The sequence below is a fragment of the Pseudomonas sp. F-14 TE3623 genome (assembly GCF_053629015.1).
Genome location: NZ_JBRJHM010000001.1, coordinates 4,163,424 through 4,180,489, shown reverse-complemented (window position 1 = coordinate 4,180,489; position 17,066 = coordinate 4,163,424). Strand labels below are relative to the sequence as shown.

The following is a 17,066-nucleotide window of genomic DNA, read 5'->3' as shown; positions in this document are numbered from 1 at the left end:
TCAGATATCCAGCACCAGCAGCGGCGTTTTCGAGCGCGAGCAGCAAGGGGTGAATTGGTCGTTACAGGCCTGTTCATCCTCGGTGAGGAACAGGTCACGGTGCTCCGGCACACCCTCCAGAACCCGAGTCAGGCAGGTGCCACAAATACCCTGTTCGCAGGAAATGGCGATCTCGATGCCCTGGTTTTGCAGCACCTGAACCACGCTCTTGTCGGCCGGCACCTCGAAGACCTGGCCGCTGCTGGCGACCTTGATCGAGAAACTGCCATCGGCGCCTGTGTCGACGGGATTGGCGGCGAAGTACTCGCGATGCAGGCATTGCTCCTGCCAGCCTTTGGCCTTGGCCGTGTCCAGCACATGCTGCATAAAACCACCGGGGCCACACACATATAAATGAACGTCATTGTGTGGCGTGGCCAGGACCTTGGCCGCGTCCAACGCAGTGTCGGGCTCCTGATCGAAATGCAGGAACACCCGGTGGGCAAAAGCCGAGTGTTGCAGGCGTTCGACAAAGGCCGCGCGCTCTCGCGAACGGGCGCAGTAGTGCAGCTCGAAATCTGCGCCGCTGTGGGCCAGGCGCTCGGCCATGCAGAGGATTGGGGTAATGCCGATACCGCCGGCGAAGAGCAGGCTGCGCGTGGCTTCATGGGTTAACGGAAACAGGTTGCGCGGCTCACTGATAGACAGCCGCGTGCCGGGGTGGATCTGCTCGTGCATGGTAAGTGAGCCACCGCGAGAGGTCGGGTCCTTGAGCACGCCGATCAGGTAGCGATGACGTTCTTCGGGGTGGTTACACAGGGAATATTGCCGGATCAAGCCGCCAGGCAGATGCACATCGATATGCGCGCCGGCACTGAAGGTCGGTAGCGGTCGATCATCGACACTGGCCAGCTCGTAGCTGCAGATGTCCTGGGCTTCGTTGTTGCGGGATACCACCAGCACTTCGATCATGCCATTGACTCCTGCGGCGTTTGTTCCTGGGCGATAAGGCGCTCCAGAACACGGCGCGACTGCACGCCGCCGGCGTCGATATTGAGCTTGAGCAAGTTGCGCTGGGGATGGCTGAGCAGGTTTTGTTGCTGGCGTTCGAGCATCTCCAGGTCCTCGCTGAAAATCTTGCCCTGACCCTCGCGAATGCTCGCGGTCAAGGCTTCATCCTGCGGGTTGAAATTGCGCGCCATGCCCCAGAAGTACCAGATCGAGGTTTCGGTTTGCGGCGTGATGAAGTCGACGACGATGCTCGACGCCTTGAACGGTTGAGGGGCGTGATAACCACCTTTTCCGGCATGGGCCACACCGACTTCGATCAGCACATGACTGGGCGGGGTGAAGCGGCAGATCTGCCAGCGGTCCACCGGTACATCGTCGGCCAGATTGTTGCCGCGCAGGGCCATGCGCCAGAAGGGCGGGGCCATGATGTTTTCCATGTGACGGGCAGTGACTACCTCGTCGCCGTCGACCGTGGTCACCGGCGGTGCTTCGTCGATTTCCTTTTGGCCGATGCTGGACGCGTGGACGTAGGTTTCGTGAGTCAGGTCCATCAGGTTGTCGATCATCAGGCGATAGTCGCACTGGATGTGGAACAGGCCGCCGCCATAGGCCCACTCATCGCTCACCGCCCATTCCAGATGATGGATCAGCACCGGGTCGGCCAACGCCTGATCGCCGGGCCAGACCCAGATAAATCCGTAACGCTCGACCACGGCGAATGTCTTGTTGCACGGAAAGCCACGAACCCGTTGCCCGGGCATTTCCACGGTCTTGCCGTCGCAGCCCATCACCAGGCCGTGATAGCCGCACACCAGATTTCCGTTTTCCACATAGCCCAAAGACAGCGGTGCGCCGCGATGGGGGCAGAAGTCCTCGACAGCTGCCACCTTGCCTTCATGCCCGCGGTAAAAAACCATCTTCTCACCACAGATCTGACGGCCAAGCGGCTTGTCGGCGATTTCATCGGGCGTACAGGCGACGTACCAGGTGTTCTTGGGGTACATGGAGATTCTCCAAGGCTGTTTGTTGTTATTTAGTGGATCCATTAATGGTGATTTATAGGGTGTTTGTCAAACTGATTCTGTTTGTTAACGATTTAGTGGATCCATTGGTCGGCTTGTGACGATTGGTCGGTCGATCAGATGGATACCGCAGAGGAAGGTTGTTTTTTTCGGCACGGGCCTTGTCGAAAAACGCTCCGGGCTTGAGTTGATGCTGACGGTTGGTGACTCACAAACCATCATCCAGGGGGCGGATTAATAACTCGTTAGTTAATAATACTGAGGGTATTTACTGGAAATACGTCGCATCATACAATGAGAATCATTACTACTAACTCATTGAGCGCGACGTCTTGAGCCATCCTCACCCCTTTGCCCGCCGCAAGGTCTTCATGAAACACGCGTTGCCAACACTCTCCTGCGTCATGTTTGCCAGTCCTTTATGGGCACAGGAAGCCATCGAACTGCCGACCACTGATATTCAGGCGAGCCGCGTCAGCCAAGACACTAGCTACACCACTTCTCAAGCCAGCACGGCGAGCAAAAGCAATGTGCCGATCAAGGAAGAGGCGCAATCGATCAATGTGGTCACCCAGCAGACCCTGGCCGACTATCAGGTGCGCTCGCTGGCCGACGCCATGAAGTTCGTCAGCGGCGTCAGTCAGGGCAACACTCTGGGCGGCTCCCGGGACTCGCTGGTCAAGCGCGGTTTTGGTACCAACGATGACGGCTCGATCCTGCGCGATGGCGTGCGTTCCAATCTGGGGCACAACTTCAGCGCCACGACGGATCGTGTCGAAGTGCTCAAAGGGCCTGCTTCGATGCTGTACGGTGCGCTGGAGCCCGGCGGATTGATCAACGTGATCAGCAAGAAGCCTGAATACACCCAGAGCACGACCCTGAGCGGCTCGGCCTATAGCGAAGGCGGCGGCACCATGGCGGTGGATACCACCGGGCCGATGGGAGATACGGGCCTGGCCTATCGCCTGATTACTGAACGCGGCCATGAAGATTACTGGCGCAACTACGGCGTGAATGAGAGCACTTTGGTCGCACCGTCGCTGAGCTGGACCGGCGACCGTGCCAGCTTGACGCTGAGCTACGAGTACAACGAATACTCCAATCCCTTCGACCGCGGCACCGTGTTCACCAACGGTCATCCGGCGGACATCGACTACGACAAGCGCCTCGACGAAAAATGGGCCAAAAGCGTCGGTATTCGTGAAGTGGCCACCGCGCGTTTCGAGTATCAGTTGAATGACGATTGGAAAACCCGCGTTACCTACGGCTGGAACAACGACCGCTACAGCCTCTCGATTGCCCAGCCGAGTTCGTTGACCGGCAACAATCTGCGACGTGCTGCCAACGGCGCTCACTACGACGATGAGACCCGCTACGCCAGTTGGGATTTCATCGGTCAGCAGGAACTGTTCGGCCAACGCCATGACCTGCTGGTCGGCGCGGATACTGAAGCGTCCGACCAATTCCGCGGCAAAACCTACCGTAATACGGCTCGGTCAGGCTTCGACATCACATCGCCGGTTTATGGTCGTCTGGCCGAGCCCAGTCTCGTCAGTGCTGCCCAAAGCGACTTGAGCAACCAGCTGACCTCAAGCTCCGTGTACTTCAAGGATAACTGGCACCTCGATGACCGCTGGATCCTGGTCCTCGGTGGTCGCCAGCAACATTACGATCAGTACAGCGATCAGGGCCGTGGCAGCAGCTACACCGTGAACCGTGACGATAACGGAGATGCTTTCGTTCCGTTTCTGGGCCTGGTCTACAAAGCCACCGATACCTTGTCGCTGTACGGTAACTACAGCCGTTCATTCAAGCCCAATACCGATGTCGACGATGCCGGCCACACCTTCGATCCGGAGGAGGGCCGCAGCTACGAGGTCGGCGCGAAGTACGACCCGCTGCCGGGGCTGAACATCAATCTTGCGCTGTTCGACATCGTCAAGAAAAACGTCGTGACCAGCCAGACGATCAATGGTGTCAGCCTCTCGGAGGCGGCGGGCAAGGTCGGTTCGCAGGGCCTGGAACTGGACATCACCGGGCGTGTGGCCGAGCGCTGGGACCTGATCGGCACCTACGCTTACACCCACACGGAAATCCTCGACGATCCAGATGACGAAGGTCACCGCCTCGCCAACGCGCCGAAGCACACCGCGAGCCTGTACCTCACGCATCACCTGAACGTCCCTGCGGAATTCGGAGCCTGGCATACCGGTGCTGGCGCGCGTTACGTCGGCGAGCGTGCGGCGAACAACGCCAACGATTTCTGGTTGAGCAGCTACACCGTGGCCGATGCCTTCGTGCGTTGGGAATCGCCGATGTTCGGGTACAAGACTTCGCTGCAATTCAACGTCGACAACCTGTTCGACAAACAGTACTACCCGTCCTCCACCGGCAGCCAGTTGCAGGTTAATGTCGGCGAGCCGCGCACGGCACGCCTCAGCGCCAGTGTGACATTCTGACCCCTGTGCATTGACGGCGATGCTTGGGCTGTGTGTCGAGCCCAAGTAGCCGGCGCAACCCAATTCAAAATGTGGGAGCGGGCTTGCTCGTGAAGGCGATGTGTCAGTCACCATCAGTGTTGGCTGACCTGACGCTTTCGCGAGCAAGCCCGCCCCACAGGTTCCGTACCATCAGGCTTCGACCTCTTCTTTCGTTCCGGTGACTCAGAAGTTGATCGAGGCACTCAGCCGCGCGGTCAATGGCGCGCCCTGGAACAGGTAGCCATCGCCCATGTACTCACCGGCATCACGCCAGTAGCGTTTGTCGAACAGGTTGTCCACGGTCAGGCGGAACACCGTGTCGTAACCGTCGATGCGCGTGCTGTAGCGGCTGCCGATGTTGAAGATGGCGTAGGCGCTGGTCTGCACTTCACCCTGGCGGTTGGCGTACTTGCTGGCGCTGTACTGCACTCCGCCGAGCAGCGCCAGGCCGTCGAACCAGGGCAGGGCATAGTCGCCGTAGAGGCTGGCGCGCAAGGTCGGAACGTTGATCGTCTGGTGGCCTTCATAAGCTGGCGTGCCGCTGTCGGTGACCCGCGCGCGGATCGCCGCGACACTGGCAGAAATCTGCAGACGCTGGCTGGCCCAGCCATTGGCCGAGAGCTCCAGCCCGGTGTTCTTCTGTTCGCCCTGTTGGGTGAACGTGAACGTGCCGTCGTCATTCGGTCGCGAGTACTGATAGGCCTGACGGATCTGGAACAGCGCCGCGGCCAGGCTGATGCGCTGCCAGTCGTATTTGATGCCGGCCTCGATTTGTCGCGACACGGTGGGCGCTAGGATTTCAAAGGCATTGGTGGTGAACCACGCCGCTTCGCCGCCCAGGGACAGGCCCTTGCTGTAGCGAGTGTACAGCGACAGGTTTTGCAGCGGCTTGTAGATCAGTGCGGCCTGGGGCAGGAACACATAGCGCTGGGTGTGCCGGGTGGTGTCGCCCTGGCTGTCGAAGGTCTCTTCATCCAGGCGCACTTCGCGCCCGCCGAGCACGGTTTGCCATTGCTCGTTGAAGCTGATCCGGTCATTGAAGAACAACCCGTACTGACGGCTGTCCAGACGTCGATAGGAATCGTTGAGCGGCCCGTCGTAGCGAGCAAAATCAGCCGGCTCGCTGTTGATGTTGGCACTGCCGATCATCTGGTTGATGGCGTCGCGTTTGTCCACCACGCGGCGGAACGCGCTGGTCCCGACGCTGAGTTCATGGCCCAGGCCGGCGGTTTCGAAGCGGCCGCTGAGGGTGGCCTGCACCTCGTCGTTGCGGCGGGTATCGTCGGGGCTGCGGAAATCGTAAATGTCGTAGTCGCCCTCGGGGCTGAAGTAGTTCGGCACTGCCGCGCTGGCGCAAGTGGCGGAGCCATAGCAGCCCCAGGCGAACGAACTGTAGTCATCGATCACCACCCGGCTGCGCGAAGCGCTGAGATTGCCTTTCCACTGGTCGCTGAAGCGGTATTCGAAGTTGCCGTTGAGGTTCAGCGCGTCGGTGGTAACCGGCTCCGAACCGCTCTGGTGTGCCAGCAGCTTCTTCGGCGAGGCATGGTGCGGCAGGCTGGAACCGCCGAGCAATTGATAACCCGGTGCCGAGCGCTGTTCCTTGGTCTGGTACTCGGCATCCAGTTGCAGCAGCGCATCGGGGCTGATGTTCCAGTCGAAGGCCAGCGAGGCGAAATCGCGCTGGCCATTGGTGTGTTCGACGTAGGAATGCAGGTCTTCATGGGCCACGTTGGCACGCAGGCCGAACTGTTGTTCGCTGCCGAACCAGCCACCGACGTCGGTGGCCAGGTAACCGCTGCCGCGATCATCGGTGGATACGGTGACCGAACGCACATCAGCGGGCCGCTTGGTCACATAGTTGACCAGCCCGCCGGGCTCGCTGACGCCGCTTTGCAGGCCGGAAAGGCCCTTGAGCACCTCCACCTGCTGTTTGTTTTCCAGCCCGACGTTCTGCTCGCCGGTGATGGTGCGGCCGTTGATCTTGTAGCTGCTGGCGGAGTTGAGGGAAAAACCGCGCACCACGAAGTTTTCGTAGTAACCGACCGGCGCGTAGCTTTCACCCACCGAGGCGTCGTTGCGCAGAACTTCGCTGAGCAGGCGCGCTTGCTGATCCTTGATCAAGGCTTCATTGACCACCGAAATCGAGGCCGGCGTATCGAGCAATGGCGCCGCTTCGAAACCACCGACCGAAGCGCTTTCGACCTGATAACTGGAGGTGTCTTCGCCGGTGACGGTCACCGCCGGCAGTTCGGTGGCGGCCCAGGCCGAAGGCATCGCGCTGGCCAGCAGCAGGCCCAGGTTCAGGGGATTGAACGCGAACCGCGGGGCGGGCACTCCCTCGCGGGAGGTCCGGTAAAGCATATCCATGAAAACTCCTCGACGACTGCGCTCCCGGGCTGGCGAATACCGGGCATAGATGCCCGGGTGCGCTTCAGGAAAGAGTCGGTTAAAACTGGAAAAGGCGATGTGTGCCCTGGGGGCTGGTAGTGCATGGCCCCTGGCGCATACGGCAATTATCGCGCAGGGGCGCTTTACGGTGGGTCAATGTTCTTTGGCTTTCCTGATCCTGATCAAAATAAACAGCAGGACACAGAGCGCGATCGGGGTCATGGCCAGCATGGCGTCTCTCGCGGAAATGTCCGCGCCCATGACGTGCAATCCCGAGTAGAGCAGCTTGAACAGGCTCAACAAGTAATAGGTGATGGCGATAATCGACAAGCCTTCGACCGCGCGCTGGATTTTGATTTGAGTATCGGCGCGGGCGTTCAGGCTCTTCAGGATTTCCGAGTTCTGCTCTTCCATTTCGACCTGCACACGGGCCTGCAACAAGTCCCCGAGGTTGGCCACGCTTTCGGCCAGTTGCTCCAGGCGTTGTTCGGTGACGGCGCAGTATCTGACCGTGGGTTTAAAGCGTCTTTCGATGAAGATACCCAGTCGCTGGCAATCACCCACGTGGCTTTCGCGCAGTTCGCCCAAACGTTCGAAAACCAGTTGTGCATAGGCTTGGGTGGCGCTGAAGCGGTGTCGGGTTTTTGCGCTGCTGCTGACCACCTGCGCTGACAGGTTGGCAATGTCGGTCAGCAACGCTTTCGCATTTGCGGTATCGGGGCCGGCGTTACGTTCCGAGAGGTTTACCAGAGTTTTGTCGAAGACGTTGAGCTGAGTGCTCAAGGCTTTCGCGGTGATGAGTGAAAGCGAAGCCATCATTCGGTAGGTTTCGATTTCCAGCAGGCGGCGGATCATCCGTCCCAGCCGATACGCATTCAGGCGTTTGTTAATGAACAGGAAACGGTTGGTGCCGTCGGCGCTCAGGCGAAAATCGCTCCAGACCGTCGCATCGCCACCACCGATGCAAGAGCCGCTAGGATCTTTGAATCCATAAACAGACAGATTGCCAGAGAAGGATGTATCGGTGCGCACCACAATCTGCACAGCGTTGATCATGTGCTGCATGAAGGGTTCGACCCGGTCCATCAAGGCTCTGGGTGGCGGGCTCCAGCATGGCTCGTGACTGGAGGAGGGCACCACCAGCGTCAGCGTCAGGAACTCCGCGTGCCGCTCCCACTTCAAGGCATGGCCCTCCAGCTCGGTGATGCCCTGGGCCGCATCCGGGTCGACCGGGCCGGGGCAGCAGCGACTCAGCAGAGTGTCGCACTGCCCGTCATTCGCCAGAAACGCCATATGAAATACATGGGCGGGCTCGTCGAAATACAGAGAAGGGCGCGCGTGCAACTCGTTGTGCAGGATCAGTCTTTGCGGATGCATGCTGTTTGGGCCATGTTGGAGTTGTTTGTTCTTGGGACAGGATGACGAATACCTGAGTCACAAACAAAACCTGGCGGTGCCCAATGCCAATCAGCCAAGCACGGAACCTGTGGGAGCGGGCTTGCCCGCGAAGGCGGAGTATCCGCCTACATCAGCGGTGCTACCTTTTCAGGCGAACGGCCATCACGGATGAGTCCGGCACGAGATGCACAGCACCGTTGTGAACTATTCTTCTCAAGTGGCCCCTGCAATGCCTCATTCAAGGAATTGATATAAATCAACGCTTAAGAGGCTTTAATGGCGGAGTCTGGGCCTGATGCTGGATTCTCGAGCCGGCGTCGAGGATCAACCTGTCTGGAGTCAGATCATGAGCCAGTATCAACGGTTATTGCTGATCATCAACCCGCTGCTGCGCCATTCGCCTGCGATAAACCATGGCGCCGCCCTGGCCAAGGCCAGCGGGGCGAGCTTGCACATTGCCGGCCTGATTCCCTCGTTGGACATTCTGTCGCTGCTCGAAGAAGGCGACCGCAAAATGGCCCGGGCGACCTACCTGCAGGAGCACCGCGACTGGCTCGATGAGCAGGCGGAAAAGATGCGAGGCCGGGGGATCGAGGTGACAACCGAAGTCGCATGGGCCGATAACATGCGTCAGGACATCCTTGACCACGTCACGCAAATGCAGCCCGATCTGTTGATCAAGCAAGTGCAGCATGAACCCGTGCTCAAGCGCGCGTTCTTCACGCCGCTGGATTGGCGTTTGTTGCGCCATTGCCCGGTCCCGGTTTATCTGGTGGGGGGTGAATGCCATGCCTTGCCGCAGAAAGTGGTGGCCGCGGTTGACGTGTCAGACACCGAGCCTTCGAACAATGAACTCAATGACCGGATCATCCTGCAGGCGTCGAGCCTTGCGCTGCAGTGCAATGCCGAACTGCATCTGCTGTACGCGTGTGACATTTCGGCAGCCTTTCTGGCGGATATGGACGGCGGTCTGACGCTCGCGGAGCTTACCCGAGAGTTGCGCAGCGACCTGGAAAAGTCTTTTCTCCAGTTGGCCGCTCGGTTCGGTGTGACCGCTGACTGTCGGCATTTCATCATGGGGAACCCTGTCTCAGTACTGAGCGAATTCACCAATGAGCATCAAGTGGATGTGATCGTGATGGGCAGAGCTCAATACCGTGGTCTGGAGCGGCTGCTTGGCAGCACGACGGAACATATTCTGTACCAGGTGCCTTGCAGCATTCTGGCGGTCTAGGGGCGGACGTCCCTATTGGAATGATGGCCGCCGTCAAACGAACGCCCGTTTTTTGGGGCTCCCGCCCCAGGGAGGTTTTCAAATGACTAGTCCTTCATTGCAAACCATCTTGCATGACCGGGTTGATGCCGGCCGAGGCCTGGTGGAACCGTTGCTTAAATACGCTAAAAGAGCCGATGTCATCGTCCTTGCCTTGCCCCGTGGCGGCGTTCCGGTCGCCTATGAAGTGGCCACGGCCCTGGAGGTTCGCCTGGACCTGATGCTGGTGCGCAAGCTGGGAGTACCGTCTCATCAGGAACTCGCCATGGGCGCGATTGCCAGCGGCGACATACGAATTGTCAATGACGATGTACTGAGGGCGAACGGTATCGATCAACGCACGCTCGATGGTGTTACTGCACGAGAAACCCAGGAATTATTGCGTCGCGAGCGTATATACCGGGCATCGCGCGCACCTGTGGCGCTCAAGGATCAGGTGGTGATTCTGATCGATGACGGCCTGGCGACGGGGGCTACGATGATGGCCGCGATACAGGCCGTGCGCCTGCAAGCGCCTTCTCGCATCGTCGTTGCCGTGCCGGTGGCACCTCTTGAGACGGCAGAGGCGTTGCGCGACGAAGTGGACGAGCTGATCTGCCCGCTGATCCCTGATTGGCTGATTTCGATCGGCTATTGGTACACGGATTTTTCGCAGACATCGGACGAAGAAGTCATCGATCTTCTGCATCGGGCGTGGCAAAGAGAGTCCGGTTCGGGCGACTCATTTCAGAACGGTTCCGGTATTTGAGCCGTTGCCTGGCGTGGAATAAACCACGTCAGGCTTTCAAGTAATCCTGACGTTCACGAATTGCCATGGATCGGATTCATCGGTCTGCTCGGGCATCAGTGAGTGACGTCCGGTAAGCGGCGTCCAGTCGGAATAAATGCCTTCTACAGTTCCCAGGTAGGGCAGGCAAATCTGCAGAATTTCCCTGAAGGGCAATTCATCCGGTTCGACAATGCCGCGTTGAGGATTGCGAATCGCCCAGATCACGCCGGCCAGCACTCCCGCCGTCACTTGCAGGCTAGTGGCGCTGTTATAGGGGCATAGAGCCCGGGCTTGCTGGATCGATAGGCGCGAGCCATACCAATAACTGTTTCTGGCATGCCCCATCAGCAGCACGCCGAGTTCGTCACTGCCGTCGAGGATTTCGTCGTCGAGCAGGCGCTCGCCGCTCTGGGGGTTCCAGTTGCGCTCGGCAAGTTCATACATCGATAGCAAGGCATCGTCACAGGGCCGATAGGCGTAGTGGACGGTCGGACGGTAAGTCGGCTGCCTTCCCTGGCCAAGGGTGAGGTAGTTGGCAATCGACAGGGCTTCGTTGTGGGTCACGAGCAGCCCATGGGTTGGTCCCGTCGAGGGTGTCCAGGTGCGAACCCGCGTGGAGGCACCGGGGCGTTGCAGATAGATCCCGGCCTGGCACCCGAAGGCGTGGTAATAGCCGTCCTCGGGAAGCGCCTTCTCATGGCTGCCCCAACCCAACTCCGCCGGTTGGCTGCCTTCACTGATGAAACCGTCCACGGACCAGGTGTTGACGAATTCATCGGCGATTTTATGTTGCGATGAATACTGCGAATCGCGTTCGGCGATGTGGATGCAGCGGATATTCAGTCGGCTGGCCAGTTGCGCCCATTCTTCACGAGAAGCGGGCAGGGGCGTTGTGTCACCCAAATCTTCAGCGAGGTTGACCAGTGCCTGTTTGACCAGGTGGGACACCAGCCCCGGATTGGCACCGTGGGTCAACATGGCGGTGGACAGACCTTGCGCACTTTCACCCCGAAGCTGAAGCGCCGCTTCCCTCAATGCATAGTTGGATCTTTCGGACAGGGATTTATCGGGGTCGACATAACCGCCTTCCCACGGCTCGATACAGGTGTCCAGATACAGCACACCTTTACGTTGGGCGAACTGAATCAGGGACAGGCTCGATACACCTACCGAGAGGTTGAGCAGGAAATCGCCAGCGCTCAAAAGAGGGTCCAGCACCGCCTCGTAATTGCTCTGGTCCAGTTGCTCGGCTTGGTGGGAGACGCCAAATTCCTGCGCGAGCAAACGTCCATCGTCATCGGGGCTGAGGATCAACAGTCGCTGCGGTTCAATCTCAAGATGGCGCAATAGCAGCGGGAGTACGCCTTTTCCGATACAGCCAGAGCCGATCATCACCAACCTGGCATTAAAGGGCTGAATGACATGCTCAAGATCTGACATCGATGCCTCCACCGCCTGACCGCGCGTTCGCCGCAAATGACCTGTCGATAACCACGCCGCTCTCAATCTAGAGACTGCAAGGCTCGGTTAAAGCTCAAAAAAGTTTCGGGCACCGTCAAGAAGACTCTGCTGTGCCGATCGAGAACAAAAAAACAGATGAGAATGAGGCGAACTGCTGGCCCCCCGATGTCCGTTTCGTTGTCAAACTTGCTTTCTTTTCAGAAGGTTAGGCATTGGCGATATGCGGACTTTGGTATGGATGGCTGCAACGTTTGTCCTGGTGACTCTCTCGCTTGAGGCTCAGGCAAAAGACCTGAGCAAGAACAGTCGTTTCGTCTGCAGCTGGGGCTCGGACATAGCTGCCGGCGCACAAGCGTCAAAGCTTTCCGGGCTCACGCTTTACGGGGCACGCAGGAAACTGCAAGCGCGCAAATTTCCCCGGCCGTGGATGCGCATGACAGCCATGGGGATCACGGAACAAACCTATAACAGTCCCTCACGCCTCAAGCCTTCCGACATCAAGCAAACGTATTACGAGCAATGCATCAAGCATGAACTGGCGCAACGGTAGCCTGGAGGGCGGCTAATTTGTAGGAGCTGCCGAAGGCTGCTCCTACGGGGGGTCCCTCGTAACATACGCCGACAACTCACAATCCCCACCCCTCTCTGACAGCTTTTCGAATCCCCTCCAGCAACATCGCAAACGCCGGGTTGTCGTTGTTCTCGCGCCAGATCAAGTGCAGCTCACTCTGCACGCCTTCCCCCAGATCGATATCGCGAAACACAACGTTCTTGAACACGACACTGGTGGCGCAACGCGGCACCAGGGCCAGGCCCATTCCGGCGTTCACCAGAGCCAGGATGGTCAGGGACGAGCCGAGCCATTGCACATATTCCGGGGCGACGCGGGCCGAGCGGAGCATGCCGGTCAGCAGTTCGTTGAACGGCGGGTAAGCCGCATGGGAGTACATGAGGAAGGGTTGTGCGTCCAGGTCTTTGACGGACACGGTTTCGGCGCTGGCCAGCCGATGATTGTGCGGGACGGCCAATACGAAGGGTTCACGCACCAGGCATTCGGTGGCATAGCCCGGCTCCAGCAACGGCGCGCGAACGATGCCCAGATCGATCCGGCGGGCGCGAAGGGCCTCGTGCTGCTGGTAGGTGTTCATCTCCGACAGATCGATTTTGACCTGAGGCTGTTTGAGCCGGGCTTCAGCGATGACCTTGGGCAGGAATTCGTACACCGCGCTGCCGACGAAGCTGATATTGACCGTACCGATGTCGCCTTCGGCGAAACGCCGGGCAGTCACGGCGGCTTGCTGAGCGCGCTCCAGCAGGTTCTGCGCTTCGATGAAGAAGGCGCGACCGGCGGCGGTCAAGGCGACGCTGCGCGTGCTGCGGGTGAACAACTCGACGCCCAGGTGGTGCTCCAACAATTGAATCTGGCGACTAAGAGGCGGTTGGGTCATGTTCAACCGTTCGGCGGCTCGGCGAAAGTTGAGTTCGGTGGCCACGGTGGTGAAGCAGCGCAGTTGCGTCAGTTCGAACATTGATCTAATCCGGGTATCAATCGAGTGCCAAGTTAGATTAGACGGGATCAATAGGCGCGTCCATGATCGGTTCTCCCCTAAAAAAACAATGAACGGGAGTCGCCCCTTGAATACCCATCAGAGTCCGCCGGACCCGACAGTCCTCGCCCGAGCAGCGGCCAAGGTCAAGCGCCATGTGCTGCCGCTGTTTGTGGTGATGTTCATCGTCAACTACATCGACCGGGTCAACATCGGCTTCGTGCGCAGCCACCTGGAAACCGACCTGGGCATTGGCGCCGCGGCCTATGGCTTGGGCGCCGGGCTGTTTTTCATCGGTTACGCGATCTTCGAAGTACCGTCCAATATGTTGCTGCAACGCTACGGTGCCCGCGCCTGGCTGACGCGCATCATGTTCACCTGGGGCGCGGCGGCGATGGCCATGGCCTTCGTGCGTGGCGAAACCAGCTTCTATGTACTGCGCTTCATTCTCGGCGCCGCCGAGGCGGGGTTTTTCCCCGGCATCATTTATTACTTCACCCAATGGCTACCGTCGACCGAGCGGGGCAAGGCCATGGCGATTTTCCTCAGTGGTTCGGCCATTGCCTCGGTGATTTCCGGTCCGGTGTCCGGTGCGCTGCTGCACGTCAGCGGTCTCAGCCTACATGGCTGGCAGTGGATGTTCCTGATTGAAGGCTTTGCTTCCATCGTGCTCTGTGGGTTTGTCTGGTTCTGGCTGCAATCCCATCCACGCGAGGCGAAATGGCTGAGCGTCGAAGAAAAGGACGCACTGGTAAGCGCCATTGCCCTGGAACAGCAGGCTCGCGAAGCCGTGCAGACGGTCAAACCGTCGATGTTCAAATTGCTGGCCGACCGGCAGATTGCCCTGTTCTGCTTTATCTACTTTTCCATCGCCCTGACGATTTATGGCGCCACGTTCTGGCTGCCCAGCATGATCAAGAAGATGGGTAACCTGGGCGACTTCCAGGTCGGCCTGTTCAATTCGATCCCGTGGATCATTTCCATCCTGGCGATGTATGGCTTCGCCGCCATGGCCAGTAAATGGAAATACCAGCAGGCCTGGGTGGCCGTGACGCTGGTGATTGCCGCGTTCGGCATGTTCATGTCAACCACCGGCGGGCCGATCTTCGCCTTCGTCGCCATTTGTTTTGCGGCCATCGGTTTCAAGGCGGCTTCGGCGTTGTTCTGGCCGATTCCCCAAGGCTATCTGGATGCGCGCATCGCTGCGGCAGTAATCGCTTTGATCAACTCCATCGGCAATCTCGGCGGCTTTGTGGCGCCAACCGCGTTCGGGTTCCTGGAACAGACCACCGGTTCTATCGAAGGCGGTTTGTACGGCCTGGCGGCCACTTCGCTGGTCGCGGCCGTGGTGATCTTTTTTGCCCGCACTGCACCACGTGGCGACACGCGCAGTTCGCTCACCGGTGAACCGGTCGACGCCGCGGCACCGAAAAAACCTGTCAGTCATCAAGCCTTGAATACCGAGCCAAAGGGAGCTGCCTCTTGAAAATCAAACGCGTCACCGTCACCCCCATCGCCTTCCGTGATCCGCCGCTGCTCAATGCCAGTGGCATTCACGAACCCTTCGCGCTGCGCTCGATCATCGAGATCGAGAGCGACAACGGCTACATCGGCTTGGGCGAAAGCTACGGCGACGCCCCGGCGCTGGCGATTCAACAGCAATTGCAAAATCAGCTGATCGGTCTCGACCCGTTCAACCTCAACCAGTTGCGCGCCATCGTGCAGGCCACCGTGGCGGCAAACAAAACCCCGAGCATCGCCGGTGCGGAACTGGCGCCCGGTTCTCACGCCAGCAAAGCAGTAAGCAACGCATATTCGGCGTTCGAAGTGGCGTTTCTCGATCTACAGGCGCATTCCCTGAATGTGCCGCTGGTGGACCTGCTGGGCGGGGCGATTCGTGATGAAGTGCCGTTCAGTGCCTATCTGTTCTTCAAGTACGCGCAACACATCGATTCACCGTACAAACCGGACAGCTGGGGCGAAGCACTGAACGAAGAGCAGATCGTCGCCCAGGCTCGGCGCATGATCGAGGCCTACGGTTTCAAGAGCATCAAACTCAAGGCCGGGGCACTGCCGCCGGAGCACGAAGTGTCGTGCATCAAGGCGCTGAAAAAAGCTTTTCCCGGTTATCCGCTGCGCATCGACCCGAACGGCAACTGGTCGCTGGAAACCTCGATTCGCATGGCAGAACTGCTGGGCGATGACCTGCAATATTACGAAGACCCGACGCCGGGCCTCGACGGCATGGCCGAACTGCACAAACGCACCGGTCTGCCGCTGGCGACCAATATGGTGGTCACTGACTTTGATGAGTTCCGCCGCAGCGTGGCCCTGAACAGCGTGCAGATCGTGCTCGCCGACCATCATTACTGGGGTGGCCTGCGCGACACTCAGGCGCTGGCGAAAATGTGCGACACCTTCGGCCTTGGCGTGTCCATGCATTCCAATTCGCACCTGGGCATCAGCCTGATGGCCATGGCGCATGTCGCCGCCTCGGTGCCCAACCTCGATTACGCCTGCGACACCCATTACCCCTGGCAGGAACCGGACGAAGAGGTGATCAAGGGCGGCAAGCTACCCATCGTCGATGGTTGCGTGAAAATCACTCGTGCGCCAGGGTTGGGTCTTGAGCTGGATCACGATCAATTGGGCAAACTTCATGATCAATACCTGACGTGCGGCATTCGTCAGCGCGATGACGTGAAGCAGATGCAGCGTTACAAGCCGGACTGGAAGACGATCAAACCGCGGTTTTGATCGCGCATTCCCGAACAAATCGATGACTGTCCTTCGCGCTTCGAGCCGACTGGTATCAGGCGCGAAGGCTATGGATCGCGGCTCATGCGTTGTCCGGCGCCTGGCGAAACCGCTGCTCAAGGGCCTCCGCAAACGGATAGAACGAAAACCACGGCCTGGCTTCGTCAATCACCCGCTGAAATGACCGTCTCTGTACCAATCTCTCGAAATAGGCGTTCAAGTGGCCGTAGTCGTCAGGGAATGGCACGAGCGTCCTGGCATAAAAAAGTGCCGGGGCGGCGGCGCAATCGGCCATGCTGAACTCCAGGCTGGCCACCCAGGTTCTGGACGCCATCCGGCGATCGAGCATGCCGTACGCCGTTTCCAGCGTGGACCGCTCTCTGCTCAAATCGCCGTTGGTCGCGTGTAGGCGATCACTGACAATCTGTTGCAATGGCACTTGTACATAATGGTCGAAGAAACGATCCCATAACCGGACCTCCAGCGCGCTCTCCCAATCGTCTGGAATCAGTCTGTGCGTGCCTGGATACAGCCGATCCAGGTACTCGATGATGATGCTGGACTCCGGCAGATCCCGCTGGTGTGCATGGTCACGAATAATCGGGAACTTTCCGATTGGCCACAATGCCTGAAGTTCTGCGCGGTCGGCAGCGTCCCCCAGATCGATGATCCTTCTCTCGAATTCGGTGCCGTTTTCGTAGAGCGCGATGAGTACTTTGTGGCAGAACGATGCCAGCGGATGGTAGTAAAGGGTCAGTGACATCTTCCAACGCCTCGATGGATGGAGGGGGAAATGAACAATCATAGACGGATGTCGGCAGGGCGTCAGGGCCGCCACTTTCAAGCTAGCCTACTTGCAGACGAAAGAATCCCTGCTTAACTGTGGACCACTGGTCGGTTTGTGACTTGTTGGTCATGGCGTTCATCTCAGCGCCCTTGTACCGTTGTCGCTGGTTCTTGCTGTCAGGCTTGCCCGGA

General features: G+C 59.0%; 13 protein-coding genes. 6 read left to right on the top strand and 7 right to left on the bottom strand.

Annotated features, from left to right (window positions below):
• Positions 1-951: a PDR/VanB family oxidoreductase gene (locus AB7M29_RS19400; RefSeq protein ID WP_217856014.1), complete on the bottom strand. Its 951-nt coding sequence runs from the start codon at positions 949-951 to the stop codon at positions 1-3.
• Positions 948-1,994: an aromatic ring-hydroxylating oxygenase subunit alpha gene (locus AB7M29_RS19395; RefSeq protein WP_217856013.1), complete on the bottom strand. Its 1,047-nt coding sequence runs from the start codon at positions 1,992-1,994 to the stop codon at positions 948-950. The genes AB7M29_RS19400 and AB7M29_RS19395 overlap by 4 nt, the downstream gene beginning before the upstream one ends.
• A gap of 389 nt (positions 1,995-2,383) precedes the next feature.
• Between AB7M29_RS19395 and AB7M29_RS19390 the strand changes: the two genes are divergently transcribed.
• Entirely contained in the window at positions 2,384-4,471 is a 2,088-nt protein-coding gene (locus AB7M29_RS19390) for a TonB-dependent siderophore receptor (RefSeq protein ID WP_454248734.1), read from the top strand.
• A gap of 204 nt (positions 4,472-4,675) precedes the next feature.
• Here the strand turns inward: AB7M29_RS19390 and AB7M29_RS19385 are convergent, their stop codons facing one another.
• On the bottom strand, positions 4,676-6,862 hold the full coding sequence (locus AB7M29_RS19385) for a TonB-dependent siderophore receptor (protein WP_454247583.1): 2,187 nt from the start codon (positions 6,860-6,862) through the stop codon (positions 4,676-4,678).
• A gap of 174 nt (positions 6,863-7,036) precedes the next feature.
• Positions 7,037-8,260, bottom strand: a complete 1,224-nt coding sequence (locus AB7M29_RS19380; RefSeq protein WP_217856009.1) for a DUF3422 domain-containing protein — start codon at positions 8,258-8,260, stop codon at positions 7,037-7,039.
• Between the two features lie 367 nt (positions 8,261-8,627).
• Between AB7M29_RS19380 and AB7M29_RS19375 the strand changes: the two genes are divergently transcribed.
• Both AB7M29_RS19375 and AB7M29_RS19370 read left to right on the top strand, forming a co-directional pair.
• Positions 8,628-9,515, top strand: a complete 888-nt coding sequence (locus AB7M29_RS19375) for a universal stress protein (protein ID WP_123721812.1) — start codon at positions 8,628-8,630, stop codon at positions 9,513-9,515.
• Between the two features lie 82 nt (positions 9,516-9,597).
• Positions 9,598-10,302 (top strand): phosphoribosyltransferase, encoded by a 705-nt coding sequence (locus tag AB7M29_RS19370; protein WP_052963787.1) that lies wholly within the window; start codon positions 9,598-9,600, stop codon positions 10,300-10,302.
• 36 nt (positions 10,303-10,338) lie between these two features.
• Here the strand turns inward: AB7M29_RS19370 and AB7M29_RS19365 are convergent, their stop codons facing one another.
• The gene (locus tag AB7M29_RS19365) at positions 10,339-11,763 is read right to left on the bottom strand and encodes a homospermidine synthase (protein WP_454247582.1); all 1,425 of its coding nucleotides are present in this window, start codon (positions 11,761-11,763) and stop codon (positions 10,339-10,341) included.
• Positions 11,764-12,004: 241 nt separating this feature from the next.
• Here AB7M29_RS19365 and AB7M29_RS19360 point away from each other — a divergent pair, with 241 nt between their 5' ends.
• The gene (locus AB7M29_RS19360) at positions 12,005-12,334 is read left to right on the top strand and encodes a hypothetical protein (protein WP_052963785.1); all 330 of its coding nucleotides are present in this window, start codon (positions 12,005-12,007) and stop codon (positions 12,332-12,334) included.
• A gap of 76 nt (positions 12,335-12,410) precedes the next feature.
• Here the strand turns inward: AB7M29_RS19360 and AB7M29_RS19355 are convergent, their stop codons facing one another.
• Positions 12,411-13,313, bottom strand: a complete 903-nt coding sequence (locus AB7M29_RS19355; protein ID WP_123721814.1) for a LysR substrate-binding domain-containing protein — start codon at positions 13,311-13,313, stop codon at positions 12,411-12,413.
• A 106-nt stretch (positions 13,314-13,419) separates the two neighbouring features.
• Here AB7M29_RS19355 and AB7M29_RS19350 point away from each other — a divergent pair, with 106 nt between their 5' ends.
• Both AB7M29_RS19350 and AB7M29_RS19345 read left to right on the top strand, forming a co-directional pair.
• Positions 13,420-14,817, top strand: a complete 1,398-nt coding sequence (locus AB7M29_RS19350; RefSeq protein ID WP_454247581.1) for an MFS transporter — start codon at positions 13,420-13,422, stop codon at positions 14,815-14,817.
• On the top strand, positions 14,814-16,088 hold the full coding sequence (locus AB7M29_RS19345) for a glucarate dehydratase family protein (RefSeq protein ID WP_201062145.1): 1,275 nt from the start codon (positions 14,814-14,816) through the stop codon (positions 16,086-16,088). The genes AB7M29_RS19350 and AB7M29_RS19345 overlap by 4 nt, the downstream gene beginning before the upstream one ends.
• Positions 16,089-16,170: 82 nt before the next feature.
• Here AB7M29_RS19345 and AB7M29_RS19340 read toward each other — a convergent pair whose 3' ends face one another.
• Complete coding sequence (locus tag AB7M29_RS19340; protein ID WP_454247580.1) at positions 16,171-16,851, bottom strand: glutathione S-transferase family protein; 681 nt, start codon at positions 16,849-16,851, stop codon at positions 16,171-16,173.
• Positions 16,852-17,066: the final 215 nt, after the last annotated feature.

Bases quoted from the DNA above. Each gene is read 5' to 3' on its own strand.
- AB7M29_RS19390 (WP_454248734.1), top strand. From the start codon at position 2,384: ATGAAACACGCGTTGCCAACACTCTCCTGCGTCATGTTTGCCAGTCCT.
- AB7M29_RS19355 (WP_123721814.1), bottom strand. From the start codon at position 13,313: ATGTTCGAACTGACGCAACTGCGCTGCTTCACCACCGTGGCCACCGAA.
- AB7M29_RS19360 (WP_052963785.1), top strand. From the start codon at position 12,005: ATGCGGACTTTGGTATGGATGGCTGCAACGTTTGTCCTGGTGACTCTC.
- AB7M29_RS19400 (WP_217856014.1), bottom strand. From the start codon at position 951: ATGATCGAAGTGCTGGTGGTATCCCGCAACAACGAAGCCCAGGACATC.
- AB7M29_RS19375 (WP_123721812.1), top strand. From the start codon at position 8,628: ATGAGCCAGTATCAACGGTTATTGCTGATCATCAACCCGCTGCTGCGC.
- AB7M29_RS19380 (WP_217856009.1), bottom strand. From the start codon at position 8,260: ATGCATCCGCAAAGACTGATCCTGCACAACGAGTTGCACGCGCGCCCT.
- AB7M29_RS19395 (WP_217856013.1), bottom strand. From the start codon at position 1,994: ATGTACCCCAAGAACACCTGGTACGTCGCCTGTACGCCCGATGAAATC.
- AB7M29_RS19365 (WP_454247582.1), bottom strand. From the start codon at position 11,763: ATGTCAGATCTTGAGCATGTCATTCAGCCCTTTAATGCCAGGTTGGTG.
- AB7M29_RS19385 (WP_454247583.1), bottom strand. From the start codon at position 6,862: ATGGATATGCTTTACCGGACCTCCCGCGAGGGAGTGCCCGCCCCGCGG.
- AB7M29_RS19370 (WP_052963787.1), top strand. From the start codon at position 9,598: ATGACTAGTCCTTCATTGCAAACCATCTTGCATGACCGGGTTGATGCC.
- AB7M29_RS19340 (WP_454247580.1), bottom strand. From the start codon at position 16,851: ATGTCACTGACCCTTTACTACCATCCGCTGGCATCGTTCTGCCACAAA.